At 64.6% G+C, this 12,637-nt stretch carries 12 protein-coding genes and 1 pseudogene; 10 read left to right on the forward strand and 3 right to left on the reverse strand.

The window, feature by feature from the left end:
- Window positions 1–122: 122 nt before the first annotated feature.
- Window positions 123–1,174, forward strand: a pseudogene (locus tag NKJ76_RS31725) (alpha/beta fold hydrolase).
- A 5-nt stretch (window positions 1,175–1,179) separates the two neighbouring features.
- Entirely contained in the window at window positions 1,180–1,686 is a 507-nt protein-coding gene (locus tag NKJ76_RS31730) for a hypothetical protein (protein ID WP_352539180.1), read from the forward strand.
- On the opposite strand, the gene pyk is transcribed toward NKJ76_RS31730, so the two are convergent.
- Both pyk and NKJ76_RS31740 read right to left on the reverse strand, forming a co-directional pair.
- A complete protein-coding gene (pyk, locus tag NKJ76_RS31735; protein WP_023745750.1) occupies window positions 1,644–3,089 on the reverse strand; it encodes a pyruvate kinase in 1,446 nt (481 codons plus the stop codon). The two genes, NKJ76_RS31730 and pyk, sit on opposite strands and share 43 nt — an antisense overlap.
- On the reverse strand, window positions 3,086–3,574 hold the full coding sequence (locus tag NKJ76_RS31740; protein WP_023673118.1) for a DUF1036 domain-containing protein: 489 nt from the start codon (window positions 3,572–3,574) through the stop codon (window positions 3,086–3,088). Before NKJ76_RS31740 ends, pyk begins: the two co-directional genes overlap by 4 nt.
- Before the next feature lie 246 nt (window positions 3,575–3,820).
- On the opposite strand from NKJ76_RS31740, the gene NKJ76_RS31745 reads away from it, so the two are divergent.
- The 3 genes from NKJ76_RS31745 (at window position 3,821) to NKJ76_RS31755 (ending at window position 6,270) form a co-directional block, all read left to right on the forward strand.
- Window positions 3,821–4,618 carry an N-formylglutamate amidohydrolase gene (locus tag NKJ76_RS31745; protein WP_352539181.1) on the forward strand — a complete coding sequence of 266 codons (798 nt, stop codon included), beginning with the start codon at window positions 3,821–3,823 and terminating at the stop codon, window positions 4,616–4,618.
- Window positions 4,619–4,630: 12 nt separating this feature from the next.
- Window positions 4,631–4,939 carry a DUF1244 domain-containing protein gene (locus tag NKJ76_RS31750; RefSeq protein WP_023690051.1) on the forward strand — a complete coding sequence of 103 codons (309 nt, stop codon included), beginning with the start codon at window positions 4,631–4,633 and terminating at the stop codon, window positions 4,937–4,939.
- A 155-nt stretch (window positions 4,940–5,094) separates the two neighbouring features.
- Window positions 5,095–6,270 (forward strand): MFS transporter, encoded by a 1,176-nt coding sequence (locus NKJ76_RS31755; RefSeq protein ID WP_352539182.1) that lies wholly within the window; start codon window positions 5,095–5,097, stop codon window positions 6,268–6,270.
- Here the strand turns inward: NKJ76_RS31755 and NKJ76_RS31760 are convergent.
- The gene (locus tag NKJ76_RS31760; RefSeq protein WP_352539183.1) at window positions 6,234–7,142 is read right to left on the reverse strand and encodes a LysR family transcriptional regulator; all 909 of its coding nucleotides are present in this window, start codon (window positions 7,140–7,142) and stop codon (window positions 6,234–6,236) included. The two genes, NKJ76_RS31755 and NKJ76_RS31760, sit on opposite strands and share 37 nt — an antisense overlap.
- A gap of 95 nt (window positions 7,143–7,237) precedes the next feature.
- Here NKJ76_RS31760 and NKJ76_RS31765 point away from each other — a divergent pair, with 95 nt between their 5' ends.
- The 5 genes from NKJ76_RS31765 (at window position 7,238) to NKJ76_RS31785 (ending at window position 12,242) form a co-directional block, all read left to right on the forward strand.
- Window positions 7,238–8,194, forward strand: a complete 957-nt coding sequence (locus NKJ76_RS31765) for an SDR family oxidoreductase (RefSeq protein WP_352539184.1) — start codon at window positions 7,238–7,240, stop codon at window positions 8,192–8,194.
- Between the two features lie 175 nt (window positions 8,195–8,369).
- Window positions 8,370–9,230, forward strand: a complete 861-nt coding sequence (locus NKJ76_RS31770) for an FAD binding domain-containing protein (protein ID WP_352539185.1) — start codon at window positions 8,370–8,372, stop codon at window positions 9,228–9,230.
- On the forward strand, window positions 9,230–9,712 hold the full coding sequence (locus NKJ76_RS31775) for a (2Fe-2S)-binding protein (RefSeq protein WP_023684040.1): 483 nt from the start codon (window positions 9,230–9,232) through the stop codon (window positions 9,710–9,712). The genes NKJ76_RS31770 and NKJ76_RS31775 overlap by 1 nt, the downstream gene beginning before the upstream one ends.
- Window positions 9,709–11,973 carry a xanthine dehydrogenase family protein molybdopterin-binding subunit gene (locus NKJ76_RS31780; RefSeq protein WP_352539186.1) on the forward strand — a complete coding sequence of 755 codons (2,265 nt, stop codon included), beginning with the start codon at window positions 9,709–9,711 and terminating at the stop codon, window positions 11,971–11,973. Before NKJ76_RS31775 ends, NKJ76_RS31780 begins: the two co-directional genes overlap by 4 nt.
- A 23-nt stretch (window positions 11,974–11,996) precedes the next feature.
- On the forward strand, window positions 11,997–12,242 hold the full coding sequence (locus NKJ76_RS31785; RefSeq protein WP_023684042.1) for a MoaD/ThiS family protein: 246 nt from the start codon (window positions 11,997–11,999) through the stop codon (window positions 12,240–12,242).
- Window positions 12,243–12,637 lie beyond the last annotated feature (395 nt).

The following is a 12,637-nucleotide window of genomic DNA, read 5'->3' on the forward strand; positions in this document are numbered from 1 at the left end:
CCGTCACTATACATCATTCTCCCTTCACCCTACTCCCTACTCCCTACTCCCTACTCCCTACTCCCTACTCCCTACTCCCTACTCCCTAGAACTTATCCCCCTCCACCCCCGTATCTCCGCGCATGAACCTCATTTACGCCGCCTGTGCTTTGCTCCTCGCGCTCGTCTTTGCCCTGGCCGGTGTCACCCGCGCCGGCGCGTGGCTGATCGAGTGGCGAAACCCGCCGGCCGGCGAATTTGCCGACATCGACGGCACCCGCATCCACTATGTCCACGTGCCGGCGCCGCAAAATGCAGAGCTGCCGGCCATCGTCTTCATCCATGGCGCCAGCGCCAACCTCAGGGATCAGATGCTGCCGATCAGGCCTTTGCTCGAAGGCCGCGCCGAGATGGTCTTCCTCGACCGGCCGGGCTTCGGCTGGTCGGCGCGCGGCCCCGGCAAAGAGAGCCCGTCTGCGCAGGCCGACACCATCGCCAGAGCCGTCTCGGCATCCACAATGCGATCATGGTCGGCCATTCCTTTGGCGGCGTGATCACCGCCGCCTTTGGCCGCGAACACCCGGAGAAGACGCTCGGGCTGGTCTTTCTGTCGCCGGTCAGCCACCCCTGGCCGGGCGGCGCGACCGCCTGGTACTACAAGCTGACCGCCACCCCCATCATCCGCTGGCTGTTCTCGGAGACATTGACCTATCCGGCAGGCACGCTGCAGATGGACAGCGCCACGGCCTGCGTGTCCAACAAGGTGCCGGAAGGCTATGTCGGCAATGCCTCGATTCCGCTGGTGCTGCGTCCCGGCGCTTTCCGCGCCAACGCCATCGATGTCGCCGGCCTCTACGACTATACGCTGAAGGCCGCGCCGCATTACCGCGACATCACAGCGCCGACGATCGTCATCTCGGGCGATCGCGACAAGGTGGTCTATGCCTCGATCCATTCGGTCGGCCTGGTCAGGGACATCCCCGGCGCCGAACTGATCTGGGTCCACAATCTCGGCCACAAGCCGGATTGGATCGCCTCCGACCTCGTCGTCGGCGCGATCGAGAAAGTCGCCGGCAAGGTTGTCGACCTGCAGGCAATGGCAAAAACCGTGGAAGCACGCATCGCCGGCGATGCGTACAATGAGGGGCGATGCCCCGACATCACAGTGCCCGACGCGGAACTGGCCCCGACCTGATCGCAATGTATGTCCTGAAACACGGCGTCAAGAGAAACCCGGAGAAGCGATGGGCGTTGCCGGACCGCATCTTCTTCGGCTATGGCGCGTGCGCCATTCTTGCTGGCGCCTTTCTCGAGCATGCTCCTCTGGAAGGATTCTACGGCGAACGGATCATTCCTGGCGAGGGCTTTTCCGGGAACCATATTTACGCGACCAACGGCGTGATCGCGTTCGACTACCACGGCTATTCCGCCCGCGAGCGGCTTTTGGAACACCACAAGAGGGGCTGGGCGTCGCGCAATCCCGGGTGGCACTGCACGATCGCCACGGTCGATTTCGATCTGCTCGACACAGTCGAACTCAACCGGCGAAAGATGCTGGGTCCGGACCAGTACCTGCACGACCCCGTTCCCCGGGCTCGCCGCTTCCTTCGGCGCATCGATCACGCCGAAGGTGCGGCAAGAGCGCAGCGAACTGTGACGAGGTCTCAGCCTATGTTGCGGGTGGCCTGCACGTCCGATCCGACATAGGCGATGCGCAGCATGTTGGTCGAACCCGGCGTCCTCAGCGGCACGCCCGCCGTGATGATGACACGGTCGCCCGGCTGGCCGAACCCCTCTTCGAAAGCGATGCGGCAGGCGCGGTCGACCATGTCGTCGAGGTCGCTGGCGTCGGGCGAGACGACGCAATGCGTGCCCCACAAAAGCGACAGCCGCCGCGCCGTGTTGAGGATCGGCGACAGCGCGATGATCGGCACTTGCGGCCGCTCGCGCGCGGCGCGCAGGCCGGTGGTGCCCGACGCCGTATAGGTTATGATCGCCGACAGTTTCAGAGTCTCGGCAATCTCGCGGGCGGCGAGCGAAATGGCGTCGGCGCCGGTTGCTTCCGGTTCCGAGCGCTGCGCGTTGATGATGCCGGCATAGGTCGGGTCGGTTTCGACCTTGGTGGCGATGCGGTTCATCATCGCCACCGCCTCGACCGGATAGGCGCCGGCAGCGGATTCGGCTGAAAGCATGATGGCGTCGGCGCCCTCGAACACGGCGATCGACACGTCGGACACCTCGGCGCGGGTCGGCACCGGCGCGGTGATCATCGATTCCAGCATCTGCGTGGCGACCACCACCGGCTTGCCGGCGCGGCGCGCGGCGCGCGTGATCTGCTTCTGGATGCCAGGCACGGCTTCCAGCGGCATTTCCACACCGAGATCGCCGCGGGCGACCATCAGCGCGTCGGAGAGTTCGATGATTTCGGCCAGCCGGGCGACGGCCTGCGGCTTTTCAATCTTGGCCATGATCAGCGCCCGGCCGCGCGCGATCTTGCGGGCTTCCGCCAAATCCTCCGGCCGCTGCACGAACGACAGCGCCACCCAGTCGACGCTTTCCGCCAGCACCGCATCGAGGTCCTTGCGGTCTTTTTCGGTCAGCGCACCGACCGGCAGGTCGGTGTCGGGCAGGCTGACGCCCTTCTTGTCGGAAATGGTGGTGCCGGCGACGACGGTGCAGGTGATCGATTTGCCGTCGCTCTTCACCGCCCTGAGCTCCAGCTTGCCGTCGTCGATCAACAGACGGTGGCCGGCCTCGACCGAACTCAGGATTTCGGGATGCGGCAGGTAGACCCGCATCGACGTGCCGGGCTCGGGATTGTTGTCGAGCGTAAAGGTCTGGCCTGGCGTCAGCACCTCCTTGCCGTTGGCGAACTTGCCGACGCGCAGCTTTGGTCCTTGCAAATCGGCCAGGATGCCGATCGGACGGCCGACCTTTTCCTCGACCGCGCGGATGCGGCCGACCAGCGTGCGCATCAACTCGTGATCGGTGTGGCTCATATTGATGCGGAAGACATCGGCCCCGGCTTCGAACAGCTTCTGCAGCATCTCCTCGGACGAGGAGGCAGGACCGATGGTGGCGAGGATCTTGACCTTGCGGCTACGTCTCATTGACTGTTTGTTCCCGGGGCGGCTGGAGCGCCTCCCGTTGTGGACTCATCGGTCAGCTGGACCATCCAGCTTGCCTGCTCGCCCGTGTCATATTCCTGGAATCCGGCGCGCTGGAAGCCCCGGGCGACGCAATCGGTAACGCCTGCGATCTTGAACTCTTTTTCGGCCACGCACATGTTGATCGGGCCATCCCAGCGCCCGCCGCGCTCGGCGTCTTCTGCATAAAGATAGTAAAACCTCGATGACAGCGGACCTTCGATCAGCGTCTTGCAGCTCGATCCTTCGATGTGCCACCACCCCTCGGTGATCCAGCCTGCCTTGGCGCGGTAGCCGATGCCAACGCCGACCAGGTTCTGCGTGGCGTTGCAGACGCGGAAATCGGCGCGGGCAGGCGAAGCCGCGACCAGCGCGGTGAGCCCTAGCGTCAGGGTCAGGAGCGGCACGGCAAAGGCGGTGCGCGCACGCGGCCTGCCGGCGGAACCCATCCCGAAACCCCTCAATAACGTCATCTGCATCTCTCAACGCCCCTTTTCGGAAAAGTCCGGGCGCATGTCAACGCGCCGTTCTGTCCAATTCCAATCGATTTAGAAAGGCCCCCGGCACGCGATACGCCGCGCGTCACAGGATTTTCGCAGAAACCGTGGCCAAACAACGGCATTGCGCAACAGTCCTCTTCGTGGGAATGACGATACCACCCTCCCCGGAAGCCAGCGAACAGACCTTTCCAGCCAATGACCCGATCCACAGTTTTCGCGCCTTTCGATATCGTCGAAGGCGACCGCAAGCGAGGCATCGTGCTTGTCGCCGACCATGCCCGCCGCGACCTGCCGGAGGAGTATGGCAGTCTCGGCTTGCCGGCGGCGGAACTCGATCGCCATATCGCCTACGACATCGGTGTCGAGACGGTGACGCGCGAACTGGCGGCGGCGCTCGACGTGCCGGCGGTGATCGCCAATTTTTCGCGGCTGCTGATAGATCCCAATCGCGGCGAGGACGACCCGACGCTGATCCGCCAGCTCTATGACGGCACTGTCGTGCCGGGAAACTACCCTATGGCGCCGCAAGAACGCGAAAGGCGGCTCGAAGGCTTCTACCGGCCTTATCAGGACGCGGTCGGCGCCATGATCGCGTCGGCGGCGCACGCCTCAGGCAAAGCGCCGTTCATCTTCTCCGTACACTCCTTCACCCCTGTCATGCAGGGCTTCATCCGCCCTTGGCATGTCGGCATATTGTGGGACCTCGACGACCGCGTGGCGCGGCCGCTGATCGACATGCTGGCGCAGGATAAAAACCTCGTCGTCGGCGACAATGAACCCTATGACGGCGCGTTGCGCGGCGACACCATGTTCAAGCACGCCATCGTCAACGGCTTTGCCCATGCGCTGATCGAGATCCGCCAGGACCTGATATCAGACCGCAAGGGGGCGCTGGCCTGGGCGGAACGGCTGGCGCCGATCGTTGACGCCATCGACCGCCGTCCCGATATACATCAGGTGAAGATGTTCGGCTCGCGCACCGGGCCGCTGTGAGGATCCAAGGCAATGACCGAACTCAGCGATGACCAGAAACGCGATTTCGAGGCCGCGGCCTTCCGCCGGCTGGTCGAGCATCTGCGCGAGCGCAGCGATGTGCAAAACATCGACCTGATGAACCTCGCCGGCTTCTGCCGCAACTGCCTGTCGAACTGGTATCGCGAAGCGGCCGAGGCTGAGGGCGTCGATCTCGGCAAGGATCAGTCGCGCGAAATCGTCTACGGCATGCCCTATGCGCAATGGCAGGCGCTGAACCAGACCGAGGCTTCGGACGCCAAGAAAGCGGAGTTCGAGGCAAGACGGCCGAGGGATCACTGAAGTAGCGCGCGGTTCACAGGATTGACGTCGGCGGGACAGCGCCTAACGGTTTCCCCTTAGATGTGGCCCACAAGCTTTTCGCAGCCAAGCGCTTGACGAGAAATTGAATCGATCGAATTTGCCGCGCAAAGCCATTCTTTGACCGGATTCGGGCCATGAACGCGCAAAACACCATGCAGAGCGCCATTCGCGGGCGATGGGCCGTAGCCGCGATCTTCCTCGCCAACGGCTTCCTGACCGGCAGCTGGGCGCCGCAGATTCCGGTGTTCCTGACCCGGCTCGACATCTCGAAATTCACCCTCGGTCTGCTGATCCTTCTGTTCGGCGTCGGCGCGGTCGCGGCTATGAGCTGGTGCGGCCATCTGATCTCCAGGCATGGCTCGCGCACCGTGTTGCGCTGGTTCGGCCTGTGCGGCAGCCTCGGCCTGCTGATCGTGGCGCTGGCGCCCAACGTGCCGCTGGCGTCGATCGCCATGATCATCTTCGGCGGCTCGATCGGCGGCATGGATGTCGCCATGAACGCCAATGCCGTGGTGGTCGAGCGCCGGCTGTCCCGCGCCATCATGTCGTCCTCGCACGGCTTCTGGAGCCTCGGCGGTTTCGCCGGTGGCGGTCTGGGCGGTTACGCCATCCAGACTTACGGCAACCTCGCCCATGCGGCTGTAGTCACGATCATTGCTTTTGCCGTCATTGCCGTGGCGGTCGGCTACCTCATCGCCGAGGACAAGCCGCAGGCCGCCGAGCATCATAAATTAACGCTGCCGGCCAACCCGCTGGTCTATCTTGTAGGGCTGATGGCGCTGCTGACGATGATTTCCGAGGGCGCCGTGCTCGACTGGGCAGCGCTTTATCTCAGGCAGGAGCTCGGCGCCGACCTCGCCATCGCCGGCCTTGCCTACGCCGCCTTCTCCGGCGTCATGGCTGTCATGCGCTTTTTTGGCGACGGCGTGCGCAACCGCTTCGGCGCGGTGGCGACGCTGCGCGGCTCGGCGGTGGTCGCCGCCGCCGGCATGCTGGTCGCCGGCCTGTCGCCTTCGCCCTGGATCGCCATCGCGGCTTTTGCTCTGTGCGGCTTCGGCATCGCCAATATGGTGCCGATCATCTTCTCGGCCGGCGGCAACCAGGAAGGCATGTCGTCGGGCACCGGCATGAGCGTCGTCACCACCATGGGCTATTCCGGTATATTGGTGGCGCCGTCGGCGATCGGCTTCGTTGCCGAGCATTCGAGCTTCGGCCCGATTTTCGTCGCCATGTCGGCGCTGCTGGTCGTCGTGCTGTTGATGGCCGGGCTCGCTCACCGCGCCGAATTCGCGGCCGCCCCCGCCGAATAGCGCTTCAGCTCCTCATAGAGGAAATCCGCGACGCGGCGGATGCGCACGCTGGTGCGCACGTCGCGATGCATGGCCAGCCACACCGGCAGGCTGGGCAGTGGCAGGCCGGGCAGCAGTTTCTCCAGCGACGGGTCGCTGTCCGTCAGCGGCTCCTGGCCAAGACCGACGCCGTTTCCCGCCCGCAGCGCTTCCCACAGCACGATCTGGTTGTCGGCCCTGAAGCGGAAGCTGCTTCGGGTGACGGGGATGCCGGCATGGGTAAAGCCCCGGATCATCTCGTCGCTGCGGTCGAAGCCGATCAGCGGATGGTCGAGAAGATCGGCGGGCTTGAGCGGGCGGCCGTGCTGGTCGAGATAGGATTTCGCCGCGCAGCAGCAGAGCTTGATATCGCAGACCTTGCGCGCCGTCAGCTCGTTCTGCGCCGGCTTGACCATGCGGATGGCGATATCGGCATCCCTTCGCAGCAGGTTCTCGACCTGGTTCGAGGCGACGATCTCGACCTCGATGCCGGGTTCCTCGATGCCGAGCCGCGCCGTCATCCTCGGCAGCACATAGGCCGCCACCACCTCGCTGGCGGCAATGCGCACCGTGCCTTCGATCGCCTCGACCGAGCCCAATGCCAATAGTGAGAACGCGCTCGCCTGCTCGCTCACGGCCTTGCCGCGTTCGAACAGCGTGGCGCCTGCTTCCGTCAGCGCATAGCCGCGCCGCCCGCGCCGGAACAAGGTGACGCCCAACGCCTGTTCGAGCTCACCGATGTGACGCCCGAGCGTCGGTTGGCTGGCCGACAGTTTGCGCGCCGCGGCCGACAGGCTGCCGGTCTCCGCCACGGTGACGAAACTCTTGATCAGGTTCCAGTCGATGTCTTCCATTCATTTATGAATAACAAATCTGCATCCATAGTCAATTTTCATTCGCGTATGAACGCATCATATTCACCGTGCAAACACAGACACGGAGAAGAAAAATGACCAAGATCGCAATTCTAGGCGCCAATGGCCGGCTCGGCCGCGTGGTTGGCAAAGCCTTCATCGACGCCGGCTTCGATGTCCGCGCCGTCACCCGCACCGGCAAGGTCCCGGCCGAACTGAAGGGCGCCACCGCCGTCGCCGGCGATGCGCTCGACCGCGAGGCGCTGATCCGCGCCACGCAGGGTGTCGACATCATCTTCAACGGTCTCAACCCGATCTACACCGATTGGAGCAAATGCCTGCCGATGGCGGAGAACGTCATGGCCGCCTGCCATGCCAACGGCGCGCTGCATCTTTTCCCCGGCACTGTCTACAATTACGGCTCGCCGATGCCTGAGGTGGTCACCGAAGACACGCCATTTCGTCCGACGACCGAGAAGGGCCGCATCCGCTGCGCCATGGAAGCGCTGTTTCGCCGCGAGGCCGATGCCGGCCGCGTCCGCACCATCATCCTGCGCGCCGGCGATTTCTTCGGCGGCACCGGCAGCGGATCATGGTTCGACCTCGTCGTCGCCGCCAAGATGAGCAAGGGCGTCTACACCGCGCCTGGCCCGGCCAACCTCGTGCACGAATGGGCCTATTTGTTGGACTTCGCCATCGGCTTCGTCGGCCTGGCGCGTAATCAGGGCAAGCTCGGCTTCTTTGAGGCGCTCAACTTCCCCGGCCACGCCGTCACCGACATGGACATCAAGGCCGCGGCCGAGAAGGCGCTTGGCCGGCCGCTGAAACTGACCTTCATGCCCTGGTGGGTGCTGCGCGCCGGCAGCCCGTTCGCGGCGATGTGGCGCGAGATCGTCTCGATGTCCTATCTGCGCTTCGAACCGCACCGGCTCGTGTCCGACCGGCTGGAAGGCATCATCGGCGAAGTCCCGCACACGCCGCTGGACGAGGCCGTGGCCGAGGCCTTGAAGGACATCGGCATCAGCCTCGACCGTGCAAAAGACGCCGCTTAAATGCATGTCGCCCAGAAGTGTGCGCGGTTCTGGGACAACGACATGCATCAAAACAAAGACTTTAGACAAAATCTCTCGCGGTGCTGGCCCAATCGCTGGAAATCAGCAACCGGATGGTCATTATGAGGAGACTGTTTATAACGGTCGGCGAGATCACCATCACCAAGGGGAGACGATGCGTTACATACGTCCGCTTTCAATCGAAGACGCCGTTGGCCTGCTGGCCGACGCTTCCGGCACATCAGCCATTCTCGCTGGAGGCAGTGACCTCCTCGTTCGGATGAAGGGCGGGTTTGTCGATCCCGACCTGATCGTCGACATCAAGGCGATCGAGGGCTTGAGCGAGATCAGGGAGACGGCCGACGGCTTCAGCATCGGCGCCACCGTCCCCTGCGCCGTCCTGGGCGAGAGCGCGGTTCTGAAGAAGGCCTGGCCCGGTGTCGTCGAAGCGGCGAAGCTGATCGGCTCCAAGCAGGTCCAGGGCCGCTGCACCATCGTTGGCAATCTGTGCAACGCCTCGCCGGCCGCCGACAGCGTCCCGGCCTTGGTGGCCGCCGCTGCAAAGGCCGTGGTTGCCGGCCAGTCGGGCAAGCGCACCATTCCGGTCGAGGCCGTGCCGATCGGGCCTGGCAAGACCTCGCTCGCCAAGGGTGAGATCGTCGAGGCGATCCTGCTCGGCAAGCGGGAGCCGCGTTCGGGCGACGCCTATCTCAGATTCATCCCGCGCACCGAGATGGACATCGCCGTGGTCAGCGCCGGCGTGAAGCTGTCGCTCGACGAGCATGGCGTCATAACAGCCGCCCGCGTCGCGCTGGGCGCCGCGGCCCCGACCGTGCTTCTGGTGGAAGAAGCAGCCGAGGCTCTCATCGGCAGGAAGCTGGATGAGGCGGCACTTGAGCGGCTCGCCAAGATCTGCGCCGGGGCCTGCCGCCCCATCGACGACAAGCGCGGCACCATCGAGTTCAGACGAAAAGTTGCGGGCGTGCTGGCCGGACGGGCCGCGACGACCGCCTACGCACGCGCAGGAGGCAAATGATGGCCGGTGTAGCAGTTTCAACGACAATCAACGGCGATCACGTCGAATACCTTTGCCAGCCCGACGAGACGTTGCTCGACGTCCTGCGCGATCGGCTCGGCCTGACCGGCGCCAAGGAAGGCTGCGGCACCGGCGACTGCGGCGCCTGCTCGATCATCCTCGACAACCGGCTGGTCTGCTCGTGCCTGGTGCTCGGCGCTGAAGCCGAAGGCCGGCATATCGAAACCGTCGAGGGCATGGCGCATGGCGATCAGTTGCATCCGCTGCAGCAGAAATTCCTCGAGCATGCGGCCCTGCAATGCGGCATCTGCACGCCGGGCTTCCTCATCGCGGCCAAGGATCTTCTGGCCAAGAACCCCGATCCTACCGAGGAAGAAATCCGCTTCGGCCTCGCCGGCAACCTCTGCCGCTGCACCGGCTACGACAAGATCGTGCGCGCGGTCCAGGATGCGGCCAATGTGATGAAGGGAGCGCACGCATGAACTTCGATCCACGCTTTTCGGGCCGCAAATTCTCATCCGTCGGCACCCGCCCCATCCGCCCAGACGGCATCGACAAGGTGACGGGACGCGCCCGCTACGGCGCCGACTTCAACATGGCGGGACAACTGGTCGGGCGTGTCCTGCGCAGTCCGCATGCGCATGCCAGGATCCTCAAGATCGACACCTCGAAAGCGGAAAAGCTCGCCGGCGTGAAAGCGGTGATCACCGCCGCCGACCTGCCCGATCTCACCGATGGCGATGCCGCCATGTATGACGTCCTCGACAATTGCATGGCGCGCGGCAAGGCGCTCTATGACGGCCATGCGGTGGCCGCGGTCGCCGCCGTCGATGCCCGCACGGCCAGGCAGGCGCTGAAGCTCATCGAGGTCGAATACGAGCTGTTGCCGCATGTCACCGATGTCGACGAGGCGATGAAGCACACCGCGCCGTTGATCAACGACACCATCTTCACCGAGGGGCTCGAGGAAAAGCCGGTAAAGCCGTCCAACGTCACCAAGCGCAGCCAGTTTGGCCATGGCGATGTCCATCAGGGTTTCGGCCACGCCGATGTCATCGTCGAGCGCTCCTTCAAGACCGAGCAGACGCACCAAGGCTATATCGAGCCGCATGCCTGCGTGGCGAGCGTCTCGTCCGACGGCACCGCCGACCTCTGGGTCTGCACGCAGGGCCATTTCGTCTACCGCCAGCATTGCGCGCAACTGCTCGGGCTGGAAGCCTCGAAGCTGCGCGTCACCTCGTCGGAAATCGGCGGCGGCTTCGGCGGCAAGACCCATGTCTGGGCCGAGCCGGTGGCGCTGGCGCTGTCGCGCAAGGCGGGACGCGCGGTGAAGCTGGTGATGACCCGCGACGAGGTGTTCCGCGCCTCGGGCCCGACCAGCGCCACCTCGATCGACGTCAAGATCGGCGCCCGCAAGGATGGCACCATCACTGCCGCCGAAGCGACACTGCGCTACACCAGCGGCCCCTATGCCGGCGCCTGGGCCGAGATCGGCGCCATGACGGCCTTCGCCTGCTACAAGCTCGATAACGTCCAGACGGTCGGCTTCGAAGTGCTGGTCAACCGGCCGAAGACCGCCGCCTATCGCGCACCCTCGGCACCCATGGCTGCGTTCGCGGTGGAAAGCGCCGTCGACGAGCTGGCCAAGGAGCTTGGCATGGATCCGGTCGAGTTCCGCATCAAGAACGCCGCCCAGGAAGGCACCCGCTCTTCCTACGGCCCGGTCTACGGCCCGATCGGCATCGGCCCGACGCTGGAGGCGGCCAAGCACCATCCGCACATGAAGGCGCCGCTGGGCAAGAACCAGGGCCGCGGCATGGCCTGCGGCTTCTGGTTCAATTTCGGTGGCCAGACCTGCGTGGACCTGAACATCGGCATGGACGGCTCGGTGTCGCTGGCCGTCGGCACGGTGGACGTCGGCGGTTCGCGCGCGTCGCTGTCGCTGGTGGCGGCGGAGGAGCTCGGCATCGACTATGCCCAGCTCAAGGCGGTGGTCGCCGACACGTCCTCGCTCGGCTACAATGACATGACCGACGGCAGCCGCGGCACCTTCTCGTCCTCGATGGCGACCATCTCGGCCGCCCGCAACGCGATCAAGATCCTGCGTGAGCGCGCCGCCCAGACATGGGACATCCCCGTCGACGACGTGGTCTGGGAAAACGGCCACGCCATCGCCAAGGGCGAAAAATACGGCAATCTTGCAGCCCTGTCGCTGAAGGAGATCGCCGCCGCTTCCGGCAAGACCGGCGGGCCGATCGCCGGCCACAGCGAACTCGTCGCCGACGGCGCCGGCGTCTCCTTCGCCACCCATATATGCGACATCGAGGTCGACCCCGATACCGGCTCGACCAGGGTGATCCGCTACACGGTGATCCAGGATGCCGGCAAGGCGGTGCACCCGACTTATGTCGAGGGCCAGTACCAGGGCGGTGCCGCGCAAGGCATCGGCTGGGCGCTCAACGAGGAGTATATCTACGGCAAGGACGGGCGCCTCCAGAATGCCGGCTTCCTCGACTATCGCATCCCGGTCTGCTCGGACCTGCCGATGATCGACACGCAGATCCTCGAGATACCCAATCCCAACCACCCCTATGGCGTGCGCGGCGTCGGCGAAACCTCGATCGTGCCGCCGCTGGCGGCGATCGCCAATGCCGTCTCCAACGCAGCCGGCGTGCGCATGACCCACATCCCGATGTCGCCGCCACGGGTTCTCGCCGCGATCGAGGCGGAACGGGGAGGCTAGGGCAAAATGAGGTTCTTGCCCTAATGGTCGAAGTGACGCTCTGGGGCGCGCTGGGCCAGCTCGCCGGCGGCCAGAGCAAGGTCGAGGTCGAGGCCAAGGACATCAGGGAGCTGTTCAGGAAACTGGCTGAACAGTATCCCGGCATCGAGCCCTGGATCGAGAAGGGCATCGCGGTGGCCATTGACGGGACGATTTATCGCGATACGTGGTCGAAGGAACTGCCGCCGGGGGCGGAGATTTTTCTGCTGCCGCGGCTGGCTGGGGGGTGAAGTGGGGTGTCGCCCTACGTCCCAGAGCGGACCGGCATCCTCGGTCTGCGACCTTCAAGTGCAGGTCGGTCCTCGCCTAGATACCAGTTTTGCTGACCGCGTGTTATCGGCGGCGGGTTGGCCAATAATCCAGAGAACCTGATCCGCTGGATTACTATCGGCAAGGGACATCAGTCCGCACACCGCTCTGAAGTGACTCGAGCGGGTCACCGTTTGACGGACAACACCGGCCCCTTTCTGGAGAGGCCGGCTATCGTTGATCCAGGATCATCAGCTAGGTTTGGCGCTGAGACGTATCGGAAATACGTTCGCGCACGGCATGCTCGGTCTTGTCTGCTGTGGACTTCACGATCTCGCCGAGCTGATCGGCTATCGTGTCTGCTTCCATATCTTGC

The sequence above is a fragment of the Mesorhizobium sp. M0029 genome, assembly GCF_040323735.1.
Lineage (GTDB): Bacteria > Pseudomonadota > Alphaproteobacteria > Rhizobiales > Rhizobiaceae > Mesorhizobium.